Genomic DNA, 26,351 nt, shown 5'->3' with positions numbered 1-26,351 from the left:
TACAAGAAGACGCATTTTTGGGTTTATAAAACAACACGATTTATAACGTAGTACAATAAGACGTTATAAATCGTCTATCTACTAATGCATGGCATCGGCGGGATTGATTTTGTTTTTACCTTTTTTGATCAAAAGTATAAAAGGGATACACAACAAAAACAAAGCGCCTAAATACAGGAAAATATCGATATACGATAGTACAGAACTTTGTACCATTACTTTATATTCTATCGCTTTGTAAGCTTTTGCCAAAGCTTCATTTTCAGAAAACCCTTTGGACATAAATCCCATTTTGAGTTCTTGTACCGTTTTCTGTACTTCAAAGGAAGTAGCATTTAGATGTGATATAAGATTTACTCGGTGTTCCTGATTGAATCTGGCAATGAAAGTGGTGATAATGGCAATACCAAACGAACCCCCTAATTGTCTCATCATTCCTGTAAAAGCAGCACCTTCGCCAATACTTTTTCCTTTTAAAGTGGACAATGAAAGTGTAGAAATAGGAACAAATAGCAAACCAAGACCAACTCCTCTTAATATTAATGGCCAATATAAATGTTCTTCACCAGAATCTGGCGTAATTACTTGTTGCATCCAGTAGGTAAAAAGGAAAAAGGTTAGAAAACCTGCAGCAACCATATAAGCTTGTGGGACTCCACGCTGAATCATTTTGCCTATAAAGGGCATCATAATTCCAGTAGTGATCGAGCTAGGAATCAATAATAATCCAGCATCTAATGCACTCCAGCCCAAAACCGATTGTGTATAAATGGGGATAATAAAAGTAGAACCATACAATCCGAAACCAAGTATAAAACACATGATTGTTCCTACTCTTAAGTTGGTATCCTTTAGAACTCTTAAATTCACAATTGGATGTTTGTAGGTTAGCTCTCTCCAAATAAAGAGCAATAAACCAAAAATGGAGATCACAGATAAAAGGACAATAATAGTATTATTAAACCAATCATCTTGCTGACCATGTTCTAAAACATATTGTAGAGAACCAATAAAAGCAGTTAAAAGAAAGATTCCCCACCAATCGACTTGACTCGCTTTTAGTTTGTCACCATATTTTGGACTTTTTACGAAGGACAGGGTTAACAATGTAGCAATAATTCCAAGGGGAATGTTGATGTAAAAGATATAAGGCCAGGAAAAATGATCTACAATATATCCTCCCAATGGCGGTCCAAGAGTTGGTCCCACAATCACTCCCATTCCGTAGATGGCTTGTGCCATTCCTCTTTTGGCAACGGGGTAACTCTCTGTAATGATGGTTTGTGCTGTTACTAATAAAGCACCTCCACCGAGTCCTTGTATAAATCTAAAGGTGACTAATTCCCATATATTATTGGCATTTCCACATAAAAAAGAGGCAACTGTAAAGATAATAATGGAAACTGCAAAATAATTTCTGCGTCCAAACTGTTGTGACAACCAACTCGTCATCGGAATCACGATCACATTGGCAATTGCATAAGCAGTTATTACCCAAGCCACATCAGTCAGAGAAGCACCAAGGCTGCCTCGCATATTGTTTAATGCTACATTTACAATTGTAGTGTCAACAATTTCAAGCATAGCACAAAGAACGGCTGTAATGGTTATGATGACTCTTCTAAAGCCATATTCTACTAAATCGTCTTCTCCGGTTTGTACCATTTTATACTAAATTGTAAACTATCATTCTCTTAAAAGTTCTGTCTCTTTTTGATATTTTAGAAGCTGTCAAAGTTTTTATTTAATCCAAGTGTACGTCCACATCTACGTTCATTCCTGGGCGTAATAATTTTATTTTCTCTGGATCATTTGTCGTATTCAAACTTATTTTAACTGGTAATCTTTGGATTGTTTTTACAAAATTTCCCGTGGCATTATCAGGCGGTAATAAGGAAAATCGAGAACCTGTAGCCGGTGAGAAAGAGGTTATGGATCCCTGAAAATTATAACCTGGATACGCATCTACTTTTACGGTTACCTTTTGACCAATAACCATTTTGTTCAATTGCGTTTCTTTGAAATTAGCAATTACCCAAGCTTCTTTGTTGTTGATGATGTAAAATAAAGATTGTCCCGGTTGTACTAATTGTCCGGGTTGAATATCAATTTTGGAAACCTGACCATCAATTGCAGCAGTTATTGCCGTGTAGGTTAAATTTAATTTGGCAGCATCTAATACGGCTTTGGCTCTTGTAATATTGGCGGCTGCGACTTCTGTTTGCTTGCTTGAAACCTTAGACTTAGCCACAATAACTGATTTTTGGAAGGCACTAGCTCTTTCTTGCTGTTGCAGCACACGAACTTGACTTTCTGCTTCTAGCTTTGCTGCTAAGGCTTGCTCGTATTGTTGTTTTGTAATCGAATGGTTTTTATATAGATTATCATATCGGTTGTAATCACTGGTAATGCGTCCTAATCTAATTTTTGCCGATTCAATATTTCCACCTGCTGACATTACATTCGCATCAGAGACCGAGATGCTGGCCAATGCACTTCCAATATCTGCTTTAGAAACTTCAAAATTACCTTCCGCTCCAACCATTGCAGCATTCGCTTCTTCAATTTTTAATTGATAATCTCTTTTGTCAATCGTAAAAAGCGTATCACCTTTCTTTACAAAATCATTGTCTTTGATATATACTTTGTCCACATATCCCGAAACTCTTGGGATAATTGGATTCATATTTTTTTCAATTTGGGCATCATCAGTTTCCTCATGCGATTGGGAATGCATGTATTTATAAGTCCCGTAAGTTCCTCCTAAAACTACCAAAGCCACTAGGATAATAATAAATTTTTTATTTGTTTTTTTCTTTTCCATGGGGTGTGATTATTTTTGAGCAATATTGAAGGTTTGTGATAGTTGGCCAGTTACGGAAAGCAACTCGTAATATTTTTGAATGGTATTGGCTCTGGCCAAAGCTTTATTAATTTTAGAACTTAATTGCTCTACATCCGCTTCCAATAAATCATTGGTATCGGATAGTCCGTTATCATATTTGTCTTTAACTATGCGGTAATTTTCAGTAGATTGCTCTTCTGCTTCCACATAAACAACACTTTGTTTTAATGCTAAATCATAGTCTTCAATAGCCTTTTTTACTTGAATTTTAATGTAATCAGTTAAAATCGATTCTGAATTTTGTACTTCCAGATATTTACTTTCGGCTAGTTTAACCAGCGTGCCATTTTTAAGAATCGCACTTAAATCATAAGAAATTCCAACACCAATATTCATCGCATTTTGAACCGTGATTACATTGCTCAAGTCTAACGCAGTGTATCCGCCAACAATAGCAATTGCTGGATAGTACGAACCTTTGGCTATTTTGATAGTAGCTTCACTTGCTTTTCCTTGAAAGCGTATGGCTTCTAAATCTTTTCGATTTTCTAAAGCTGGTAAATCATTTGTTGGAACATTTGTCATTTGGAAATCAGCAAAATCTTCTTCCCGAATTTCTAGTTTTGTATTGGGATTTAATTTTAAAAGTGTGACCAAATAAAAGTTGATAATTTTTAGATTGTTATTCGTCTCATCAAGTGAAAGTTGAATTTGCGAAGCTTGTAATTTAGATTTCAGTAGATCATTTCTGGGAATAATTCCGTTTTTTTCCAGTTCGATAAAATCTTTTACACGTTGTTGTGCACTTTTTTGATTTTCTTTTAAAAGTTCAATTGTTTTTTGAGCTTTGTATAAGCCAGCGTAGTAATCGATAACCCGCAATGCTATTTCTTCTTTTGTTTGCGAAGCTGTTGCCATTTCTGCCTGATATAAATTCTCATAAACAGTAATGGTATTCTGAATTTTGAATCCAGAAAATACTGGAACACTTGCATTCAGTTGTCCAATCATCAATTGATTTACAATTGGCAGTGGTTGTGTGTTGTTGTTTTGATTGAGTTTAAAATTAACCGATGCATTAGCCAATCTTTGGTATTGGCCCGATAGTTTTAAATCTGGATATTGATTGTTTTTTGTGGATTGCAATTCGTACTTTTTGGTTTTTACTTTTGTATTTGCCAACGTAACTTCATTGCTTTTGGTCCAAGCTAAATTAATGGCTTCGTTCAAGGTTAAACTTGTTTTTTCTTGTGCTTCTATAGCGGAAATTCCAATGAAGAAAATCCCAAAGAGCATAAATTGACTAACTTTCATAAATCAGAAGTGCTTTAATAGTTTGTTGAATGTGCTTTGTCAAATTGGTTTTTATGTAGTTATTGTACAAATCTTCGGTTTTTAAGTTTAATAAATTTTCGAAGAAAGGTTTATTCATGTGAAAATGAAAGAAAGTACCCAAAATGGTGGGCGTAATAAGTGGAATAATAACGTCTTTTCTGAAAATTCCTTTTTTCTGACCTTCTTCAATAATGGTTTCTAGAGATTTTAGATTTCCCTTTTTTAATTCCGAAAAAGCCTGAAGATTTTGCTCTCTTTTTTTAGAAGTAAATTCAAAGTGTAGAATTCTATAAATTCCTCGATTGCTATTAATCCTATTGATGTATAATTCAATCAGTTTATTGATTTTATCAATAGGCTCCAGATCTTCCTGCAGTAAATTGTCTAATTGATTTTTAAGATCAGAAGTTCTATAAACAATAAGGGATTCCAATAGACGCTCCTTGGAACCAAAGTAATAAGAAACCATGGCAACATTAATTTTTGCCACTTTTGCTATGTTTCGAATAGAAGTACCATCAAATCCTTTTTCAGCAAAAAGAACTTCAGCCACTTCGAGGATTTCAATTTGTTTATCGTTAAAATTACTTTTCAATTGGACCTAATTTATGCAAAACAAATTTAAACAAGCGTTTAATTTAAACAACTGTTTAGTTTTTATTTAACATTATATTAACATGAAATAAATTCTTTTTTTATGTTAATATAACGGTTTTGCGGACGAATCTAGTTTCTGTGGTAAACTTTTAAATTTCAATAAGTTCATTGCCATTTACTAGCAAGAAAGTTTGCTTTCACTAGTAGCTCCTTTGTTTGTTTCTGTCGTTTGATTGTGTCTAGTTACAGAGTTGTATCCAAAATCAATACAGTCTTCCTTATAAATTGTGAATATCTATTTTGTGGAAAGTGCTTTTTTTTTCCTTTAAAATCTATCTTTGACCTCCTTAAAAAAAACATAGAGATGAGCACAATTTGGTACGAATGCAAAGTAAAATATAGAAAAACAGATGAAACCGGCGGTCAAAAAATCACAACGGAACCCTATTTGGTAGATGCTTTGTCTTACACAGAAGCCGAAAGTAGAATTACAGAAGAAATGTCGGCATATATTAGTGAAGAGTTTAAAATCACCAATATAAAAATGGCCAATTATGCGGAGATTCATCCATTTGAAAATGCCGATCGTTGGTTTAAATCGAAAGTTTCTTTACTGGCTTATGATGAAGAAAGCGGCAAAGAGCGCAAGACAAGCATGTATTTATTAGTGCAAGCGAATGATGTAAAAGAAGCTTTTGACAATACAACTGGCATCATGAAAGGAACGATGGGTGACTACACTATTCCCGCTATCATGGAATCTCCTATCATGGATGTTTTTCCCTATTTCAGCGGTGAAGAAGGAGAATTAGAACAATTAGAAAAGTTCAATGCGCTGAAAGCTTCAAAACCAGAAGTAGCTGCAGAAATAGTAGACCACATGGAATTTGAAACGGCTCTTGAAGAAGAAGCGACAGTTTAAAATAAATTTTTTTATTTACCGCAAATTTGCAAAGTATAGAAACAGTGGCTAACTGTTTTTATCTGCGAATTTGCGGTTTTTTTATTTTAATCTCTTTAGGTTTAATTTCTAGAAGCTCTGCTTGGATTTTTTTAGCCACAGCTTCACAGATTAAAAAAGAGTATTGAAAATCTGTGAATCTGTGGTTGCTATTTTACTAATACCTCTGGGACTCTGCAATGAGGTAATGTATTCCAAAGTTTTTTAGAATTACAATTAGTCCTATTTAGTCAAGACTTTCTCATATGCTTTTCTTGGGCTTCCTCTAAAATAAACTTCGCCACAATAGGTATAACCTTGACTTTCAAAAATTTTGATCATAGGTAAATTATCAAAATTAGTGTCCGCTTTTACACTGAAAATAGTGTTGCTCAACGCAAAATCTTCTATGTTTTTGATCATTAGTTTTGCCAAACCTTTTCCCAAATAGTTTTCAGAAATAGCGACGCGGTGCATGACAACAAAATCAGCATTTGTAAGCCACTTTCCTTCAATATTTCCATAAGCAGGTTCATCGTTGATAAGCAAAGCACTATAACCAATGATAGTTTCTCCTGTAACTAAAACAAATCCTTCTCCTTTTTCAATATCTTTTTGTACTACTTCCGGATTTGGATAACCGTCTTGCCATTGATTACTGCCGTCTTCTTTTCGGCGTTGTATAGCTTGTTGCAAAATGGCCCATATAGGAGCAATTTCAGATAATTCCGCTTTTCTAAAGTTATAATTCATTATTGTAATTTAAGTGTTCAGTAAACGAGTATGTTTTAAAAGTACAAAACAAATTCTAAATTTTGTACTATCCGAATTGTAGAATGTATTTATTTTTTATCAAGAATGCGCAACAGTAACTAGATAATTTTTTTTTTTAGAACTAAACTTTGTCTAGCGGGCTCACAATAGGAAGAAGAAGTCTTGCTGGTTTGCTCATTCAAGGATTACCAGAAACACAAGAATTGTTAGAATATTGCTGTTGATATTATAGTTTCAGATATCTAAAGGATTGATATCAAAAACATTCAGGATACATATAAGCGCATGGAAAAGATGATGTGCGTTATCGATTTGTTATTGATTTGGCTACATTATTAGTTATCTTTATTCAACGAAAAATCCCTATCAAATTTATTTTGATAGGGACTTTTTTTAGGAATAAAATGTATGATTTTTAAACGGAGTTATTGGTAGTTGATTTTATAGTTTATTTCTTGTTAATTGTTCTTTCAAAAAACTCATACGTTCGTAGCATTTGATCCATGCGTTGACGATTATCACCAGCTCGAGTAATTTCATGAGTGGCGCCGGGATGCACGACAAATTCTACAGGACGACCCAATACTTTTAGACTTCGAAAAAGCATTTCAGCTTGAACAAACCCAGTTCTTCGATCGTTACCTCCATGAAAAATAATAAACGGTGTTGTAATATTTTGGACATAATTTATTGGCGATTCACGGGCTAGAATCTCCTTAACTTTTGGTTCCCAAGGATAGCCACCAAAATAATTGGGTACTAATCGCCAAGCGTTTCCTTCTCCAAAAAAGGTATTCAAATCATAAACACCTCGTTGCGCACATGCCGCTTTAAAGCGATTGTCATGACTTATAATCCATGCGGTCAAATAGCCAGCATAAGAACCACCCGTAATGAGTAACTTAGATTGGTCTACCCATCCTTCTTGAACCGTTTTATCTAATGCTGTTAGTACGTCACTAGCCGGACCGGTTCCCCAATCGTTGATATTTCCTCTCAAGAAATCCAATCCATATCCACCAGAACCTCTAGGATTACTGTAGACTACTCCATATCCTTGGCTACAAAAATATTGGTATTCGTGCCACATACTTTCCTCACCAGGACCCCACATGGCGGATGGTCCACCGTGAATTTCTAGCAATAGTGGGTATTTTTCTCCTTGTTTATAGTTTGATGGTTTCATAATCCAATATTCCACGGTCATTCCTAATTCGTTTTGGAATGTTTTCTTTTCTGGGTAGGATAAATTTTTAGTAGAAACCCAATCATTAAAAGTGCTGATTTTTTTCTCGTTTTTGAAATTGGCATCAGCCAAATACAATTCAGATGGATTTGACACCTGAGTTTTTGAGTAAATAATCATATTGTTTGCTATATCAAAACTAGATATTCCTGAATCAGTGCTAGAAAGTGTTTCTATTTTTTGCGTTAATGGGTTGACTCTGTGCAATACGTTGCCACCATTCATTTGAGCGGTAAAATACAAATATTTATCATTCTTACTCCAGGTAAGATTTGACTTGTTACGATCAAAAGGTATGGTAACAATATCTTTTTCAGTTCCATTTAGTGGCATTATCGATAGTGAAGATACTGATACAAATGAGGTGGTGCTGGAAAGAAAAGCCAACCATTTTCCGGATCGCGATAGTGACGCGCTATTGTATCTTTTTCCGTCTTCTCCTAATAACATTTTGAAATTTTCTCCATTGGCATCCATTATAAAAATCTCACTTTCTAAGGATCGGTCTTGGTTTTCTGAAGTATCTACATCTCCTGATAGAATTATTTGCTTTCCGTTTGGCGTATAATCAGCGGTGCTAAAATTATAAAAACCATTTGTTAGTAGTCTAGGAGCTGCATCTTTAGATACATTTATTTCAAAAAAGTGATTGAAATTCATCTCCGATGATACGTTTGATTCACTTTGAAAATTCAATTTATTAAGGACGATTGCTTTTTTATCGGTTGCATTTTTATCAAGATAGGCTCTAATTTGGGATAAATTTCCGTTTGGTTCTGGCTTTTCTTTATTGGTTAGCAAATGCTCGTTTTTATCAAAACCAGGCTTTTCCATTTTCCATGTAGGAATCGATTTTGCTGGGTTTAAAATAGAATCTTTTAGTAAATCGTGCAACGGGACACTAGATGAATATAGTATATTTTTGCCATTTGGTGACCATTTTGGATTGCTTGCGCCATATTTATCTTTTGTTAATTGCATGGGTTCACCGCCTTCCATAGAAATGATAAATATTTGATTTTTGTCCTCTACAGAACGAGTAAAAGCCATTTGCTTGCCGTCAGGGCTCCAGGTAGGTTTTGTAGCTCCATCTTTATGCGTGGTCATTTGAACAGGCGTGGTATTTCCTGAGATAGCCACCGTGAAAATCTGAGATCGGTATTTATAATCCAACTTGTTATTTTCATCATTTTCAATTGTATTTACTGTAAAAGCAGCTCGTTTTCCGTCCTTAGTTAAGCTGATGTTTCCAACAGTTTTAATTTTTAACATATCAGTAAGGGTAATATGCTCCGTTTTATTTTGAGCAATTGTAGCGTGCAACTGTAATAAAAATAATAATGTAATTGATAATTTTCTCATAGTATTGCTGTTTTATTTTGTTGTTATTGGTAAAATTAAAAACAAAACATTTCAATGAATTGGATTGTTTTTCTATAGAATTTAGTAATCCCTAAATATAAAGTAAATTCTGTTATCTCTAAGATTTATAATAATCAAAATGCATTGGTAAAAGGAAAAATCAGGTAGTGATAATTGACCAATATTAATTATCTATTTTGACAATAAATTTTTTTTATGAAATAACTTAATTAATTTATACTTCTTTTTTAAAATGTAGCACGATTTATATTTAGACGAAATAAAGTTTCGCTTTTACAATCAATTCGGGTTAGATTGTCGAAAGTTTGTTTCTTTTAAGTTTTCTTAAATATAATTATATTTTCTTACAAATTAAAAACAGTCTTTCTTTAAATGACTAAAGAATTATAAAAATATATGAATTAAAAACAAAAAAACCAGTGTTTAAAAGTACTTTAAACACTGGTTTACTTTTATGATTAAAATAATTTTATCGAATTGCTTCGACAAATTCTTTAATTTTCCCTGTTCCGTTTTTGGTTAAATCCTGAATAAAAGCACTTCCAATAATCGCTCCTTTGGCAAATTGCGTGGCTTGCTCGAAGGTTTCTTTGTTGTTGATTCCAAAACCAATTACTTGAGAATTTTTCAGATTCATATCGGCAATGCGCTTGAAATAGTCTTCTTGTGCGCTCCCAAAACCCGTTTGTGATCCTGTCACACTCGCTGAACTCACCATATAAATAAATCCATCAGAAACACTGTCAATAAAATGGATGCGTTCTACAGAAGTTTGTGGCGTAATTAAGAATATATTTTTCAAGCCGTATTTTTCAAAAGTAGCTTTATATTCGTCAGCATATACATTAACTGGAAGGTCGGGTATGATTAGTCCGTCAATGCCAATAGCAGCGCACTCTTTGCAAAAATTATCAATTCCGTATTGTAACATTGGGTTGAAATAGCCCATAATAATTAGTGGAATAGAAACGGTTTTTCGGATGTCTTTAAGTTGATCAAACAAAACTTGAGTTGTCATTCCATTATGCAATGCCTGGGTAGAACTTTCTTGAATTGTTGGTCCATCGGCCAATGGATCGCTAAAAGGCAGTCCTATCTCGATCATGTCCACACCATTTTTTTCTAGGTCTTCAATGATTTGTACCGTATCCTTTAAGTTGGGATATCCCGCTGAAAAATAGATGGAAAGAATTTTTTTAGTTTCTTGTAATTTTTGATTTATTCTGTTCATTTAATGTACGATTTACGATATGTGTTATACGATTTTAAATTTTTGGTGTTTGATATTTTATTTAGGATTTAAGAAAGCCTATTTAGTTGGAGTTATTTTTTTAAGTCTGTCTTATTGTTTTAGTTTTGTTTATTTTGAATTATTGATTCCTGCTGTCTTTATTGATGAAATCACTATTGCAACGAGTCTGTTTCCTTCTTTTTTAAGTATTTCCATTTCTTCTAGCAATGCCACTTCTTGTTTTTCAATCCTTATCATATCAAATAGAGTTTCAATAAAAAAGTGACTTTCATCTGCTTCTTCCTCAACGATTTTTAATTTATTGATAAAATCTGCTGCCGATTTTGCTCTTTGTTAAGCTCTGTAATTAGCACCTACGGAACTGGAACATCTAGCAGGTTGATTTACATTCGCATTGTATTCTCTAGATTTTGGTGATTTGGCACAAAGAATCCAGCAATCAATTGCAAATTTCTTTGTTCTCTTCAACATTATTTCTTTCACTTCAATTAAAAAATTAAGTTGATACTAAATAAGATTTGACATTTAATATCAAACATCGTCTATCGAATATCGTAAATCATACATTAAATAGCCGCACTATACGCCCAAGCTTTTTGTTCCGATTGCAACTGTACTTCAACACGCTTGTAATGCAATCCTTCATAAAGATCCGATTGATGCAGTTCCTTTGTGGTTATGGCATAAACCATTCCGTTGATCGTATCTTCAGGCTTGTGAGTTTCCGTTATAATGGGATAGTAGACTAGCCCAAATTCTTCTTCAATTTGAATGTTTTTTACAATATAACCAATTAGTGTTTCAGGAGTTCCCTCAAGAATCCGTCCAAATAGATCTGTTTGTATGTCCTCATTTTGAAGGCTACCATAAGCGAATAATTTTTCCATAGTTTCTATTTTCAAAATCTGAATTGAACTGCTTCGTGTACTTTTTTTGCGTTAAGGAGTGCATTGAAAATTTTTTTGAGCTTGCTTTTTTGCAAGGTAAAAAAGATTGTAACGGAAAGCCTGACCTTGCAGTAACGCTAGTGAAAGCAAGGGAACGCCCTGAAATAAATTCAGGATAAATACAATTATAATTTAAAATAATCAATATAGGTATTCAAATCTTTGTCGCCACGACCGGAAAGGTTGATGACCACAATATCTTCTGGTTTGAACTTCATTTCATCCAGAACTGCAAAAGCATGGGCACTTTCGATGGCTGGAATTAATCCCTCCATTTTAGATAATTTGATACCCCAATCCATAGCTTCGGCATCGGTGATCGAGATAAATTTTGCTCTACCAGTAGTGAATAAATTAGCATGCATAGGTCCCACTCCTGGGTAATCGAGTCCGGCAGAAATGGAATACGGCTCTGTGATTTGGCCATCCGTAGTTTGCATCAATAAGGTTTTACTTCCATGAATAACGCCCACTTTTCCTAAAGCGGAGGTAGCGGCACTTTCTCCAGAATCGACTCCTAAACCGGCTGCTTCTACAGCAATAATGGTCACGTCTTCATTGTCTAGAAAATGATAATATGTTCCTGCGGCATTGCTTCCACCACCAACACAGGCAATTACGTAATCGGGGTTTTCACGTCCTTCTTTTTCTAGTAATTGTTCTTTAATTTCTTTCGAGATAACACTTTGAAAACGCGCTACCATATCTGGATAGGGATGTGGTCCTACGACAGATCCTATAATATAATAGGTGTCAACAGGATTATTGATCCAATCTCTGATGGCTTCATTTGTAGCATCTTTCAAGGTTTTTGAACCTGATTTGGCGGGACGAACTTCGGCACCTAACATTTTCATACGAGCTACATTTGGTGCCTGACGCTTAATGTCGACTTCGCCCATGTACACAATGCATTCCAAGCCCATCAAGGCACAAACGGTTGCGGTAGCCACTCCATGCTGACCTGCGCCAGTTTCGGCAATGATTCTGGTCTTGCCTAATCGTTTTGCAAGAATAATTTGTCCAATCGTATTGTTAATTTTATGCGCACCCGTATGGCATAGGTCTTCTCTTTTTAGGTAAATTTTTGTATTGTATTGTTCAGATAAACGCTTTGCAAAATACAGTGGCGTAGGGCGACCTACATACTCCTTAAGCAGGTCATCAAATTCAGCTTGAAATGCTGGTTCAGCTGTGATTTTTAAATAATTTTGTCGTAATTCTTCTACATTTGGATATAACATTTCAGGAATGAAAGCACCTCCAAATTCTCCATAATAGCCTTTTTCGTTGACGTTGTAACTCATTTTGTTTTAAGTTTAAAAGTTTAAAGTTTCAAATTATGTTGAAACTTGCTCAATAAATTTTTGTCTTTTAATCCAGGCTCTGTTTCAAATTTACTATTTAAATCCAAAGCATGAATGGGTAATTGTGTTGATAAAATAGCTGTTGTCAAATCGATTTCTTCTAAACCAATGCCACCGCTTAGAAAAAAAGGTTTGGTCGATGGATATTTTTTTAATACTGTCCAATCGAATGTTGAGCCGTTGCCACCGGGTAATTTTCCTTTGGTATCAAAAAGGAAATAATCACAAACCGCTTCAAAGGGTTGCAGAACTTCAAAATCAAAATCAGCAGCAACCGAAAACACTTTTATAATTTCAATATCATTTCCTACCGCACTCCTTAATTCAGTACAAAATGCTACTGATTCATGGCCGTGCAACTGAATGGCTTGTAAATCGTAGGTTTGCGCTTTCGCCAAAATAACTGCAATACTTTCATTAACAAAAACCCCCACTTTTTTAATCGATTTAGGTAAAGGTGGAATCACTCCATCAAAATACCTACTAGATTTATCCCAGAATATAAATCCCATATAATCGGGTAGGAGCGAGGCTATTTCGAGAATGTTTTTAGTGTATTTCATTCCGCAGATTTTAGTTCCAAAGCTCCCTGACTCCCGAGGGGGAAACATTGGAGTGGAATTTGTTTGAAGATTACCACTATTTTTATTTTCTAAAAATGAATCCATTATTGACAAAAGTATTTATTTGTTGCTAATTCCCACTTTGCTGGTTAATGTGCTATTTGCTTAATAAACTCCGTTGCTGCTTGACCCGCATTATCCGTTTTCATGAAGTTTTCACCAATTAAAAATCCTTTATACCCAAAAGGTTTCAATTCATTAATGGCTTCAATGGATGAAATTCCACTTTCTGAAATTTTTACAAAATCATCTGGAATTTGGTTGGCTAATTGCTTGCTGAAATCCAAACTCACTTCAAATGTTTTCAGGTTTCTATTGTTAACCCCAATCATGTCTAATGTAGGCATAATCGATTTTTCTAATTCTTCCTGATTGTGTACTTCAAGTAATACTTCGAGTCCTAGATTTTTTGCAAATTCGGATAAAGCTTTAATTTCCGCTCTTGTTAAAACTGCTGCGATTAGCAGAATTAAATCAGCTCCGTACGCTTTGGCTTCTAGGATTTGGTATTCATCTACAATAAATTCTTTTCGCAATAACGGAATATTTACTGTTGCTCGTGCCAAAAGTAAATCATCTAACGAACCTCCAAAATATTTTCCATCCGTCAATACCGATATGCCACAGGCACCAGAATTTTCGTATCCTTTTGTTACTTCTTCCACCGTAAAACTATAATTTATTTCTGCTTTAGAAGGCGAACGGCGTTTGTGTTCTGCAATAATTCCGGAGGTGCTATTTAATAAATTAGCACGCAATGAAAGGGTCTTTTTTTCAAAGAAAACAGACGCCTCTAATTGTGAAACTGGAATGATTGATTTCTTGAGAATTACTTCTCGTTTTTTGTCAACTATAATTTTATCTAGGATGTTCATGGTTTAATTTAATATTGAGAAATTTAAATATTGAAAAATTTGTGATGTTCAACAAATTACTCTTTAATTTTGGTGTTTAAATATTTTATAAAGTTGGATAAGTTTTGAGAAATCTCGATACTTAAATCATAACTTTTTTCAATTTCTATTTGTGATATTAGTTCTAATTCTTTTGCTAATACTAACATACTACTAACTTCTGCACAACTTCCTTTGGAAATTTTAAATATTTTATTAGCTGTTTGTTACTATTGTATTCGGAACCTTCTGCGATGTTATTAGTAATCGAAATGACAGCTCTTTTTATTTGATCTTTGAAACCGAATTCTTTTTCAAAGGGTTTGTTGTTTAATAATTTAAAAATCAATTTTGCTAATTGAATACCTTTTTGGTACACTTCGAATTTTTCAATTGACATTGTCATAATCTTTCAATTTTTCAATTTTTAAATATTTTAATTTGATATTATGTACTCAATTCTTGTAATGTTTTCAAAGATAAAAGTCCTTTTCCAGATAATAAACTTTCTTTCGCTATTTGAAATCCTTCTAAAGGAGAACATTTTGTCACCGTTGCAATGGCCATAGCTGCATTTGCACAGACTACGTTGTTTTGTGCTTCGGTTCCTTTTCCAGAAATAATATTCATAAATATTTGTGCTGAATCTTCGATGGTCGTTCCGCCTTCAATCTCGCTTTGCAGCAAAAGGCGAACACCAAAATCTTCGGGATGCAGCATTCCTTCCATCGTGCTTGTAATTGTTTTTGTTGCTCCAGTTAAAGAAACTTCGTCATAACCGTCAAGCGAATGTAAAATCGTAAAATTTACATCCGTATTCTGATACAAGTACGCATACATTCTGGCTAATTCTAAATTGAAAACACCAACCAATTGGTTTTTTGGAAAGGACGGATTTACCATTGGTCCTAGCATATTAAAAAATGTTTTTACTGCTAATTCTTTACGTATTGGACCTACATTTTTCATCGCGGGGTGAAATAATGGTGCATGTAAAATGGCAATTCCCGCTTTGTCGATACTCTTTTCTATAAAATCAGCGTCATTGCTAAATTTGATTCCTAGTTTTTCCATAACATTACTAGAACCTGAAATAGAGGAAACCCCGTAATTTCCATGTTTTGCCACTTTTACTCCTGCTCCTGCAGTTACAAAGGAAGCCAAAGTGGAAATATTAAAAGTATCTTTTCCATCACCACCCGTTCCACACAAGTCGATGGTGTTGTAGGCTGATAAATCCACTTTAATACATAAGTCCAACAAGGCTTCTCGGAAACCTGAAAGCTCCTCGATACTGACGCTACGCATCATGTAAACTGTAAGGAATGCTGTAATTTGACTCGGATTATAACTTCCGTTGGAAATATTAACCAATACATCTTTTGCTTCTGCTGAAGAAAGCATTTCGTGATTAATCAGTCTATTTAATATATTTTTCATATTATTTTATTTTTTGCCACTAAGGCTCAAAGACGCAAAGTTTAGTATTGAATATTGTTATTAAATTCAGTCAACTGATTACTGCGACTGAACACTGAATACTATGATTTCACCCAATTTTCTAATATCTTTTTACCATTAGGCGTCAATACGCTTTCTGGATGAAACTGAACGCCGCGTACATCGTAGGTTTTATGTCGTAAGGACATTACTTGACCATTTTCGTCGAATGAAGTAGCTTCAAGAACATCGGGTAAAGTGGCATCTACAACCCAAGAATGGTAACGCCCTACTTCAAATTCATTTCCTAATCCTTCGAATAAAAGTTCATCATTTACTGCTGTTTTTACCACTGTGGCTACACCGTGGTATACTTTGTCTAAGTTAGCAAGTGTTCCTCCAAAAACTTCTCCTATGGCTTGTTGTCCAAGACACACTCCAAAAATGCTTTTGGTAGGTGCATATTTCCGAATCACCTCTTTCAATAATCCCGCTTCATCAGGGATTCCAGGTCCTGGAGATAGCAAAATTTTATCGAAAACAGCAATTTCATCGATGTCAAATTCGTCGTTTCTATAGACGGTTACTTCGCAATCTAAATCTTCCAGATAATGTACTAAATTATAAGTAAAACTATCGTAATTGTCTATGACTAGTATTTTTTTCATTTTGTTATTGAAAAATTGAAAGATTTAAAGATTGAAAAATTCTCACGTTTCAGCAATCTTTAAATTCTTAAATTATTGAATCTTTAAATTATTTATATTGTTTCCGCTAAATCCAAAGCTTTATTCAGAGCTAATAATTTGTTGTAAACCTCTTGCATTTCGCTTTCTTCATCAGATCCTGCTACAATTCCTGCTCCTGCTTGGGAGTGTAATTGATGGTTTTTACTCAAAAAAGTCCGTATCATAATCGCATGATTAAAATTACCTTCAAAATCCATAAATCCGATAGCGCCACCATAAAAATTTCTATTGGTTTTTTCATACTCTTCAATCAGCTGCATTGCCCGGTGTTTAGGAGCACCACTCAATGTTCCTGCCGGAAAAGTATCGGCTACGACTTGCATTGTAGAAGCTTTTTCATGTAAATGTCCCGTTACTTTTGAAACCAAGTGAATTACATGCGAGAAAAACTGTACTTCTCGATATTTCTCTACATTTACATTATGACCGTTTCTGCTTAAATCATTTCTGGCCAAATCTACTAACATTACATGCTCACTATTTTCTTTTTTATCTATGGATAATTCTTTGGCTAGAACGGCATCTTTTTCATCATCTCCCGTTCGTTTGAAAGTACCTGCAATAGGGTGAATTTCAGCTTTGCGATCTTTTACAATGATTTGTGCTTCGGGTGACGAACCAAATATTTTGAAGTCTCCGTAATCAAAAAAGAACAAATACGGGGATGGATTAATGCTTCTTAACGCTCTGTATACATTAAATTCATCGCCTTTAAATCCTTGGGTGAACCTACGAGATAAAACTAGCTGGAACACATCGCCGCGGAAACAATGCTTTTTGGCCAAAGCCACATTATGCTTGAATTCTTCGTCGGTTAAATTTGAAAAGCCTTCACCTTCTTTATAAAATTTATAAGATGAAATGTTTCTGGATTGTAATAATTGTTCGATTTCTGAAATATTATTTTTACCGTCTAAACTGTGGCAGAAAATATAGGCTTCATTTTTAAAATGGTTGATAGCAATGATATTTTGGTACACGGCATAATACACATCAGGGATAGTGTTGCTATTTTCTTTTTTGGCAATAGATACTTTTTCGAAATACCGAACAGCATCGTATGAAATATATCCAAAAAGTCCATTATTGATGAATTTGAAATCATTCTTTTTTGATTTAAACTGACCCGAAAATTCTTGAATAAGTGCAGGAATGTCAGTTGTTTTGTCAATGTTTATTTTCTCAGAACTGCCATCAGGGAAAGTCTTGTAAATGATTTCATTTTCTATTTTGATGGAAGCAATCGGATTGCAACAGATATAGGAGAAACTGTTGTCATTACCATGATAATCGCTACTTTCCAGTAACAGACTATTTGGGAATTTATCCCGAATTTTGAGATACACACTCACAGGAGTAATAGTATCTGCAAGGATTTGCTTGTAATTTGTATTTAAGTTAAATGATTTCAATTGCTATGTTTTTAATGTTGTGTTTAACTGGTAAAATTGGAACAAAAAAAAGGCCTGTCGTGATGACAAGCCTTTTATATTTATATTTTTAATAATACTATAGGAGCTTAGTTCACGACGACTGACGTAAATTGTTCCACCACCAAGTATTGTTTAAAATTGTTTTCATGTTTTATTTATTGAAACAAATGTAGAAATTAAATTCCATTATTCAAACATAAAATGCGTTAAAAATCAGTAAAAATGAAGATTATTTGTTAAATAAAATTTCTAGCAGAAATTCATAAAAGAACAAAACCCCAACAATTTCTTGTTAGGGTTTAATGATATTGTTTTGAAATGAAATTAGAATTTCAAAGCTATAGCTAAATCGAAATCATCATTGATTGCTTTATCCCCTAAGCTGTCAAAGAAACTTCCAGAACCGTATTTAATATCGTATTTTGTTCTGTCAATTTTTACATTTGCAGTAGCTGTATTGGTAGTGGTAGCAAGATCAAAAGTTACAGGTTTAGTAATTCCTTTAATCGTTAAATCTCCTGTTACTGTGTATACATTTGGTGCTTTTGTAACTAATTTTTTGAAAACTAAAGTTGCTGTTGCAAATTTATCTGATCCAAAAAAATCATCCGCTTTCAAGTGACCTTCTAATTTTTCTTTACCTTGACCAGCTTTTAAGTCAGTAACAATCATAGAGGTCATGTCTACTACAAACGTACCACCTACTAATTTTTTTCCTTTGAAAACTAATGTACCATCTTTAAGGTTGATTGTTCCTTCATGAGCTCCAGTTACTTTTTTTCCAACCCAGTTGATTGTACTTGCTGATGTGTTAACTTTTTTAGTTTGTGCAGTTACTGATAAGGTAGATAAAACTACTACTAATGCTAATGCGATTGATTTTAAATTTTTCATTTGTTAGAATTTGATTTGAGTTAATATTTGATTTTGAATTAGTAATTTATAAAGTAATGAATAAGTCTTCGTTTGATTTTCTTACTTTTTTGTAATATTGGGTAGCGTCATCTTCATGTCTGTATCCTAAAGTGGCTATTAATGAAGCATTAAGTCCAAGTTTTTCTAAACCTAAAATTTCATTTACATCGGCAGGAACAAAACCTTCCATTGGCGTTACGTCTATTTTAAGTTCGGCAGCAGCATTAAGTAAATTTCCTAATGCTAAATACGTTTGCTTTGCTGTCCAGTGATTACGAACATCCTCTGGAAGAGTTGTAAGATTGTTTTTCATTAAATCAGCATAAGGTTTTAAGTTTTCTAAAGGAATTTCTCTAGTTTGACTCATGTTCTGAATTAAATTGTCTATTCCTTCTGCTCCAAAATTTACTTCATTTGCAAAAACAATTAAATGGGATGCTTCAACAATTTGTGATTGTCCCCAAGCCGAAGGTTGGATTTTAGCTCTTAATTCTGGATTTTCTACGATAATAACCTTGTAAGGTTGCAATCCATAAGACGAAGAAGTCAAACGAATGGCTTCTTTTAAAGTATTTAAATCTTCAGTAGTAATTTTTTTTGTAGCATCGAATTTTTTCGTTGCGTATCTCCAATTTTGATTTTCTAAGAAAGTATTCATATTGTATTGTTATATTAATTATTTATTTCTGTATTTTTCTAATAAGTGATTTAATTGGTCTATTTCTTCTGAATTTAGATTTTTTGAAAAATACTGGTCGTGAGCAATCACTTTTGGATCCAATTCTTCTAAAACTTCTAATCCTTTTGGTGTTATTAAGACTTCTATTTTTCGTCTGTTTTCAGGACATACTTTTCGAGTTACTAATTCTTTCAACAACAATTTATCTACTAAACGAGTAGTGTTACTGGTTTTGGCTAACATTCGCTCTTGAATGGTCCACATATTTGCTGGATTCCCTTTTTGTCCTCTTAATATTCGAAGTACATTATATTGTTCTCCTGATATATCATGAGGTTTTAAGATTTCATTAAAATTTTCTGTAATAATATTTTGTGTGTACAAAACATTCAGAATAATTTTTTTTGAATTATCCAAGGGTACAGTAGATTTTAATATGTCTTCAATTTTCATAATTGTATGTATGTAATTTGTTGGTACAAATGTAACACTTTTTATAGTTGTATGTACAAATGTTGTATTGTTTTTTTATTAAATAAATTTTTCATCTGTTTTAAGCGCTTTTCATTATCGTTTTGGTTTTGTGAAACTAAAAGGAGTCTTCTAGTTTTCGAATACAGATTTTACAAAAATCAAACCAAAAAATTATTGTGGTTTTGTACTTTAATAATTTGAATTTTATTTGCTCTATTTCGATTTGACCTTTTATGCCATTTAGTAGATAAAAATATAACCCACCATAGATTAACAGGCCTTTTCATATAGTCAAATCATAGAATTATACGATTTTTGACGTTTAAATTATCATTGCCCTTTTTTATTTTTTAACTATAATTTGCTATATTTATCCCTTATTAGATAGTAATGAACAAGAATATAAAGAAGCCTTCGTACGATGATTTACTCATTAGAATTCAAGAACAAGAATCAGAAATAAATCGTTTATTAAAAAAAGAGCAATTCAGCGGTGAATTTGATTTCTATCAAAATGGATCTAGAGATTTAGTTTGCATTAGTGGTTTTGACGGTTTTTTTAAACAAATTAATTCCTCTTTTGTTCAAATACTTGGATACACTAAGGAGGAGTTATTAACTAATCCTATTATAACATTTATCCATCCAGAGGATATTGAGAAAACAAATCAAGAAGTTGTATTATTGTCTAATTCTCGACCATCCCCTTACTTTGAAAACCGTTATATAAACAAGAATTCTGATGTCGTAACGATACAATGGACAATTAATCTTTCTCCGAATCAAGACTTCGTATATGGAATAGGTAGAGATATTTCAGAAATAAAAAATAATCAAGAATATTTACGCTCTGCTCAAAACTTATTGAATGAAGCCCAAAAAATTGCTAAGATAGGAAGTCGGGAATTCAATTTAGCAGATAAAAAGATGATTTGGTCTAAGGAATTATATTCGATTTATGAAATTGAAATGGATCCTAAACAAAATTTGTTTCAGGAATTTATCAATCTTTTTTCAGCAGAGGATGCCAACTCTTTTTTAAATAAAATTGATCAAGCAATTGTAGATAAAAAAGAATTTGAGGTGCAACAAAATGTAGTTTTATCAAACAACAAAAATAAATGGTTGCATGCTATTGTAGTACTAGAATTAGATGAAAATGGCAATGTTGTTACACTAAGGGGGAATACTCAGGATATTACAGAGAAAAAATTAATAGAGCAATCCATAAAAGAGCAAGAAGCTGCAGTTATAGATTATAAACTTAAATTGATTGAGCAAGAAAGCGATGCTAAGTTTAAATATTATATTGAAAATGCTCCAGATGGAATTTTTGTAATCGATAAAAACAGAAACTATATTGATGTTAACCAAGCTGCATCTACATTAACGGGATATTCTGCGCAAGAACTTTTGATGATGAAATTTGGAGATCTATCTTCAAAGGAACATGCGGATGCTACTTTACAAAAATTTCAACTTTTGCAAGAAACAGGAGCGATAAAAGGAGAGATTATAATTATTCATAAAAATGGAGCTGAACTGTTTTGTTTCATTGATGTAGTAGCGCTTTCTGGGGATCGCTTTTTAGGTTTTGTTAAAGACGTTACTGAAAATAGAAAAGCCGAAGAAAAAATTAAAGAAAGCGAAAAACGGTTTCGAGCCTTGGTGGAAAATAATGACAGCATTATATCGGTCATTGATGAAAATTTCAATTCACTATTTCGCAGCCCGTCATCATCTCGTGTTAACGGATATTCACATGAAGAATATGAAAACTTAACGGAACAAGAATATTTCCATCCTGATTATTTGGAATATGTTCATGAAATGGTTCAGAAAACTTTTAATAATCCAGGAAAACCGCATCCAGTTTTATTTCAGGTAAGGCATAAGAATGGAAACTATATCTGGCTGCAGGGAGTCCTGAATAATATGATGGAGCACAATGGCGTGAATGGTATTGTTGTCAATTTAAGAGATGTCACTGAAAGCATCATGGCCAATGAAACCTTATCAAAAGAAAAAGATAAATTTGATAAAATTGCGGCTACCTCGCCTGGATTGATTTATTCCATGCGGCAAAACAAAGACGGCTCATTGAGTTATCCGTATGCCAGTCATGCCATTGAGGACATATATGGGTTTACTTATGAAGAAATTGAGTTTGATGCAAATAAAATTTTCGGATTAATTCATCCGGATGATTTAGAGAACCTGATGTGCAGCATACATGAAGCTAAATCCAAGCTAGTTTTTCTCAAAGGAGAATACCGCTATTTTCATCCTACAAAAGGAATGGTTTGGCATAGTGTAAATTCTTTGCCTGTAGTTGAGCCTGAAGGAACGGTAATTTGCCACGGAATTGTCACGGATGTTACTGAAAGAATTTTGGCGGAACAAAAAATTATTAAAGCCAATAGGCTGTATTTTTTTATCAGTCAAATTAACCAGATGATCGTAAGAACTACGGATCAAGAAACCTTATTTACGGAAGCATGTACTATTGCAGTTAATTTAGGAAAGTTTAAAATGGCTTGGATTGGCATTGTAGACGAAGAAACTAAAAAAGTGATACCGGCAAAAATTGTTGGGGATGACAATGGTTATTTCGCCAAAATTAAAACCATAACAATAGATGACGAACCACTAGAAAGAGGTCCAGCAGGTCGTGCCATTGGACTGCGCAAATCAATTGTTTGTAATGACATTGAAAAGGATGTAATGATGCTGCCGTGGAAAGAAGAAGCATTAGAGAGAGGATATTTATCTTTAATGTCAGTTCCAATAAATAAATTCGGAAAAGTAATTGGTACTTTTACTTTCTATGCAGAGGAGAAAAATTTTTTTGATAAAGAGGAAATCGCATTATTAGAGGAAGCAACAGGCGATGTGGCTTTTGCACTAGAAATTTTTGAAAAAGAAGCCCTACGCAAAAAAGCGGAAGAAGATATATTTGAAAGTGAGCAAAGATACCACACCCTAACGGAGGTTTCTACAGTTGGAATTTTCCGTACAAATGCAAAAGGAGATACTACTTATGTGAATCCTTTTTGGAGTCAAATTTCTGGATTGACTTTTGAAGAAGCTAAGGGAAACGGCTGGATAAACGCCGTTCATGAGGACGATAAAAAAATAGTATTGCAAGGATGGGAGGAAGCAACAAATGATCTTGAAACTTCAGTGTCAGAGTATCGTTTTGTGCGCCCGGATGGATCGATAGCTTGGGTTATGGGGCAGGCGATTCCGGAAAGAAATCTTAAAAACCAGATTGTGGGATATATTGGTACTATTACTGATATTTCGGAGCGCAAGATTGCTGAAGATGCGATTTTGAAGGAAAAACAACTTTCGGAACTGATAATCAATAACCTTCCTGGCATTTTTTATATGTATGATGAATCAGGAAAATTTGTCAAGTGGAATAAAAATTTCGAGACCGTTACTGGCTACAATCCGGGTGAAATAGCTCAAATGGAAGCGGTAGATTTTTATGATGATGATTACAAGGAAATAATACGAACAAGATTAAAGACGGTCTTTGAAATGAAAGCACCGGGATTAGAAATCGAATTGTTTACAAAAGATAAAGATAAAATCCCATATTACATTAATTCTCATGCGTTTGAGTATAAAGGGAAAAAGTGCCTATTGGGAATGGGAATGGATCTTTCTGATATTAAAAAAGCAGAGGAGAAAATAAAAATTGCCAACGAACGATTTGAAATTATTTCTGCAGCTACTAATGATGCAGTATTTGAATATAATGTACTAACAGGAGAAAGTTGGAATAATCAAACTTTCATTTCTCTTTTCGGATTTGGCAGTAGTTTGCCAAATGGCCAGAACAATAGCGTTATATGGCGTTCTAAGGTTCACCCAGAGGATCGAGAAAGAGTGATTAAAAAATTAGAAGATTCCTATGTAGGGACTGCCAATTTATGGTCAGATGAATTCCGTTTTTTAAAAGCAGATGGTAGTTATGGAATTTTTTATGATAGAGGAATTATTTCCAGAGATGAATCTGGAAATGCAATTCGCTTAAATGGAGCCATGATAGAAATCACTGAATTAAAAAATATTAAGGAGCAGTTAATCCGCAGTGAAGAGAAATATAGAAGTCTTATTGAACAAGCATCTGATGCTATTTTTATTAATGATCTTGCTGGAGACTTGCTAGAGGTAAATGAAAGTGCCTGTGTTATGCTAGGGTATAGCAAAGAGGAACTTTGTAACAAAAACATAGTAGATTTATACACGGAAGCCGAACTTGTAAGAAGGCCAATTATGCATAAAGAATTATTAAATGGGGAGCAAACTTTGCTTGAACGATCGATGCTTCACAAATCAGGATCCTTTATTGATGTAGAAATCACCGCGAAGATGATTCTAGATGGTCGAATTCTTGCTATTGTAAGAGATATAAGCGAACGCAAAAAAAAGGACGATGAATTTAGGAAAATGCATAAAAAAATGGAGGCCATTCTTGGCGCCATCCCTGACCTGCTATTCGAGGTAGATATAACAGGTAAAATTTTTAATTATCATTCGCGCCGAGATGATTTATTAGCACTACCTCCCGAGGTTTTTTTAGGAAAAACATTTTCAGACGTTTTGAATCAGGATGTGGCTAATTTAATTTTGTCTGCTATTAAAGAAGCTGCTCTGCAAGGATATTCTACTGGAAGACAGTATTTCTTAAAGCTAAATGAGGAATTACGTTGGTTCGAAGTCTCCATTGCTCCTATGATGGAAAGTGATGCGCAAGAAGTCCATTTTATATGTCTGTCTCGTGATATTACTGCGACAAAAAATTCCGATTTTGCACTTTTAAAAAGTGAAGAGAGGTACCGAGGTTTATTAAAAAATCTTGATGCAGGGATACTAGTTCATGCCGTCGATACCTCCATTATTGTCAATAATCAAATAGCAGCTGAATTATTAGGATTGACTGAAAGTGAGATGAAAGGAATGAAAGCTTCTGATCTTGCTTGGAATTTTTTAGATGAGGAAAATGCACCATTGTCTATTAACAACTATCCCGTAAACCAAATTATTGCTACAAAGAAATCTTTGAAAAATTTTGTATTAGGAGTACATCGTTCTACAAAAAAAGATATTGTTTGGTTGTTAGTAAACGGTTATCCAGATCGTAACGAGAAGGGTGAAATCTTTGAAATAGTAATCAGTTTCATTGATATCACGGAACAAAAAGTAATGGAAATGGAATTGCTAAAGGCTAAGGAATTAGCTGAATCTGCCAACAAAGCAAAGACTGATTTTCTAGCTAATATGAGTCATGAAATTAGAACGCCATTAAACGGGATAATTGGATTTACTCATTTGTTAATGAAGTCAAATTTGAAAAAAAATCAAGCAGAATATATGACGACAGTCAATGAATCTGCAACTTCATTAATGGAAATTGTCAATGATGTGTTGGATTTCTCTAAAATTGAATCTGGAAAATTAGAACTTAATATTGAAGAAGTGAATCTTTTTAAATTGACAAATCAAGTCATAGATTTATTTAAATCCCAAGCAAATCAAAAGAAGATAGATTTAATACTTGACATTAATAATAACGTTCCGCAATACATTTTAGCTGATTCTGTGCGATTGAAACAAATACTTGTAAATCTCTTGAGTAACGCGATTAAATTTACCAATTTTGGTGAAATAAGATTGGATATAAATCAGATTGACTTTTCAAATTCAAAAGGATCAACGATTCAGTTTTCTGTAAAAGATACTGGAGTGGGAATTAAAACCCAAAACAACGAGAAAATATTCAATTCGTTTGTACAAGAAGATAATTCCACCAGTAGAAAATTTGGTGGAACAGGATTAGGGTTGGCCATTTCAAATCAATTACTGGCTTTGATGGATAGCAAGTTACAATTGATCAGTAAATATGGCGATGGAAGCGATTTCTTTTTTGTGATTACATTCAAAAAGGCGAAACATAAGAAACATCCAACGGCATTATTTGCCAAAAGCTTAAAAGACGACTTTATAAAACCTTTGCATACGTTAAGTGATCTTACAGTTTTAATAGTGGAAGACAATAAAATTAATATGTTTTTAGCTAAAACACTAGTCAAAAGAATCATCTCTAATTGCACTATTCTTGAAGCTAAGGATGGTAATGAGGCTGTCGATAGGTACAAAAAAGAAAAACCTGACGTGATTTTAATGGACATTCAGATGCCAAATAAAAATGGATATGAAGCAACAGACGAGATTAGACAATTAGAAGATTCGGGGGATATTCCTATAATCGCAATCACCGCGGGCATAATGGTAGGAGATAAAGAAAAATGCCTTCAAGCAGGCATGAACGATTACTTACCGAAGCCGATTATTCAATTGGATTTAGAAAAAGTGTTGCAAAAATGGTTGAATAAGAATTGATTCTATTTCAACAAAGTCTAAAAAGAGTGTTTAATTATTGATGCC

General features: G+C 33.7%; 20 protein-coding genes and 1 pseudogene. 2 read left to right on the top strand and 19 right to left on the bottom strand.

Annotation, left to right across the window (positions count from 1 at the left end; genetic code table 11):
• Positions 1–81: 81 nt before the first annotated feature.
• The 4 genes from BLS90_RS07140 to BLS90_RS07125 all read right to left on the bottom strand — a co-directional run bounded on the left by BLS90_RS07140 (position 82) and on the right by BLS90_RS07125 (position 4,775).
• Positions 82–1,665: a DHA2 family efflux MFS transporter permease subunit gene (locus BLS90_RS07140; RefSeq protein ID WP_091256952.1), complete on the bottom strand. Its 1,584-nt coding sequence runs from the start codon at positions 1,663–1,665 to the stop codon at positions 82–84.
• A 79-nt stretch (positions 1,666–1,744) separates the two neighbouring features.
• Positions 1,745–2,824, bottom strand: a complete 1,080-nt coding sequence (locus BLS90_RS07135) for an HlyD family secretion protein (RefSeq protein ID WP_091256951.1) — start codon at positions 2,822–2,824, stop codon at positions 1,745–1,747.
• Positions 2,825–2,833: 9 nt separating this feature from the next.
• Entirely contained in the window at positions 2,834–4,159 is a 1,326-nt protein-coding gene (locus tag BLS90_RS07130; protein ID WP_091256950.1) for a TolC family protein, read from the bottom strand.
• Positions 4,149–4,775 carry a TetR/AcrR family transcriptional regulator gene (locus BLS90_RS07125; RefSeq protein ID WP_091256948.1) on the bottom strand — a complete coding sequence of 209 codons (627 nt, stop codon included), beginning with the start codon at positions 4,773–4,775 and terminating at the stop codon, positions 4,149–4,151. The genes BLS90_RS07130 and BLS90_RS07125 overlap by 11 nt, the downstream gene beginning before the upstream one ends.
• A 366-nt stretch (positions 4,776–5,141) precedes the next feature.
• On the opposite strand from BLS90_RS07125, the gene BLS90_RS07120 reads away from it, so the two are divergent.
• Positions 5,142–5,699, top strand: coding sequence for a DUF4494 domain-containing protein (locus tag BLS90_RS07120; RefSeq protein ID WP_091256945.1), 558 nt, complete (start codon positions 5,142–5,144; stop codon positions 5,697–5,699).
• A 261-nt stretch (positions 5,700–5,960) separates the two neighbouring features.
• On the opposite strand, the gene BLS90_RS07115 is transcribed toward BLS90_RS07120, so the two are convergent.
• The 15 genes and pseudogenes from BLS90_RS07115 to BLS90_RS07040 all read right to left on the bottom strand — a co-directional run bounded on the left by BLS90_RS07115 (position 5,961) and on the right by BLS90_RS07040 (position 19,871).
• Positions 5,961–6,470, bottom strand: a complete 510-nt coding sequence (locus BLS90_RS07115; RefSeq protein WP_091256942.1) for a GNAT family N-acetyltransferase — start codon at positions 6,468–6,470, stop codon at positions 5,961–5,963.
• A gap of 469 nt (positions 6,471–6,939) precedes the next feature.
• Positions 6,940–9,099, bottom strand: coding sequence for a S9 family peptidase (locus BLS90_RS07110; RefSeq protein WP_091256939.1), 2,160 nt, complete (start codon positions 9,097–9,099; stop codon positions 6,940–6,942).
• Between the two features lie 490 nt (positions 9,100–9,589).
• Positions 9,590–10,351, bottom strand: coding sequence for a tryptophan synthase subunit alpha (trpA, locus tag BLS90_RS07105; protein ID WP_091256938.1), 762 nt, complete (start codon positions 10,349–10,351; stop codon positions 9,590–9,592).
• A 129-nt stretch (positions 10,352–10,480) separates the two neighbouring features.
• Positions 10,481–10,609, bottom strand: a complete 129-nt coding sequence (locus tag BLS90_RS17230; protein ID WP_262488570.1) for a hypothetical protein — start codon at positions 10,607–10,609, stop codon at positions 10,481–10,483.
• 329 nt (positions 10,610–10,938) lie between these two features.
• Positions 10,939–11,259, bottom strand: coding sequence for a gamma-glutamylcyclotransferase family protein (locus BLS90_RS07095; RefSeq protein ID WP_091256936.1), 321 nt, complete (start codon positions 11,257–11,259; stop codon positions 10,939–10,941).
• 185 nt (positions 11,260–11,444) lie between these two features.
• Positions 11,445–12,626 carry a tryptophan synthase subunit beta gene (gene trpB, locus BLS90_RS07085; protein ID WP_091256931.1) on the bottom strand — a complete coding sequence of 394 codons (1,182 nt, stop codon included), beginning with the start codon at positions 12,624–12,626 and terminating at the stop codon, positions 11,445–11,447.
• A 20-nt stretch (positions 12,627–12,646) separates the two neighbouring features.
• Positions 12,647–13,249 carry a phosphoribosylanthranilate isomerase gene (locus BLS90_RS07080; protein ID WP_091257135.1) on the bottom strand — a complete coding sequence of 201 codons (603 nt, stop codon included), beginning with the start codon at positions 13,247–13,249 and terminating at the stop codon, positions 12,647–12,649.
• 149 nt (positions 13,250–13,398) lie between these two features.
• Positions 13,399–14,184: an indole-3-glycerol phosphate synthase TrpC gene (gene trpC / locus BLS90_RS07075; protein ID WP_091256929.1), complete on the bottom strand. Its 786-nt coding sequence runs from the start codon at positions 14,182–14,184 to the stop codon at positions 13,399–13,401.
• A gap of 56 nt (positions 14,185–14,240) precedes the next feature.
• Positions 14,241–14,602: pseudogene (locus BLS90_RS07070) on the bottom strand (four helix bundle protein).
• A gap of 47 nt (positions 14,603–14,649) precedes the next feature.
• Positions 14,650–15,642, bottom strand: coding sequence for an anthranilate phosphoribosyltransferase (gene trpD, locus BLS90_RS07065; protein WP_091256927.1), 993 nt, complete (start codon positions 15,640–15,642; stop codon positions 14,650–14,652).
• 101 nt (positions 15,643–15,743) lie between these two features.
• Positions 15,744–16,310 (bottom strand): anthranilate synthase component II, encoded by a 567-nt coding sequence (locus BLS90_RS07060; RefSeq protein ID WP_091256925.1) that lies wholly within the window; start codon positions 16,308–16,310, stop codon positions 15,744–15,746.
• Positions 16,311–16,402: 92 nt separating this feature from the next.
• On the bottom strand, positions 16,403–17,803 hold the full coding sequence (locus BLS90_RS07055) for an anthranilate synthase component I family protein (RefSeq protein WP_091256924.1): 1,401 nt from the start codon (positions 17,801–17,803) through the stop codon (positions 16,403–16,405).
• 345 nt (positions 17,804–18,148) lie between these two features.
• Positions 18,149–18,718 carry a YceI family protein gene (locus BLS90_RS07050; protein WP_091256922.1) on the bottom strand — a complete coding sequence of 190 codons (570 nt, stop codon included), beginning with the start codon at positions 18,716–18,718 and terminating at the stop codon, positions 18,149–18,151.
• Between the two features lie 46 nt (positions 18,719–18,764).
• Complete coding sequence (locus BLS90_RS07045) at positions 18,765–19,397, bottom strand: NAD(P)H-dependent oxidoreductase (RefSeq protein WP_091256919.1); 633 nt, start codon at positions 19,395–19,397, stop codon at positions 18,765–18,767.
• A gap of 18 nt (positions 19,398–19,415) precedes the next feature.
• Positions 19,416–19,871 (bottom strand): MarR family winged helix-turn-helix transcriptional regulator, encoded by a 456-nt coding sequence (locus BLS90_RS07040; RefSeq protein WP_091256917.1) that lies wholly within the window; start codon positions 19,869–19,871, stop codon positions 19,416–19,418.
• A 411-nt stretch (positions 19,872–20,282) separates the two neighbouring features.
• On the opposite strand from BLS90_RS07040, the gene BLS90_RS07035 reads away from it, so the two are divergent.
• On the top strand, positions 20,283–26,306 hold the full coding sequence (locus BLS90_RS07035; RefSeq protein ID WP_091256915.1) for a PAS domain S-box protein: 6,024 nt from the start codon (positions 20,283–20,285) through the stop codon (positions 26,304–26,306).
• Positions 26,307–26,351: the final 45 nt, after the last annotated feature.

The sequence above is a fragment of the Flavobacterium omnivorum genome (genome assembly GCF_900099915.1).
Taxonomy (GTDB): Bacteria; Bacteroidota; Bacteroidia; order Flavobacteriales; family Flavobacteriaceae; genus Flavobacterium; species Flavobacterium omnivorum.
The sequence above is the reverse complement of the archived record's forward strand: the minus strand, read 5'-3'. Positions and strand labels throughout refer to the sequence as shown.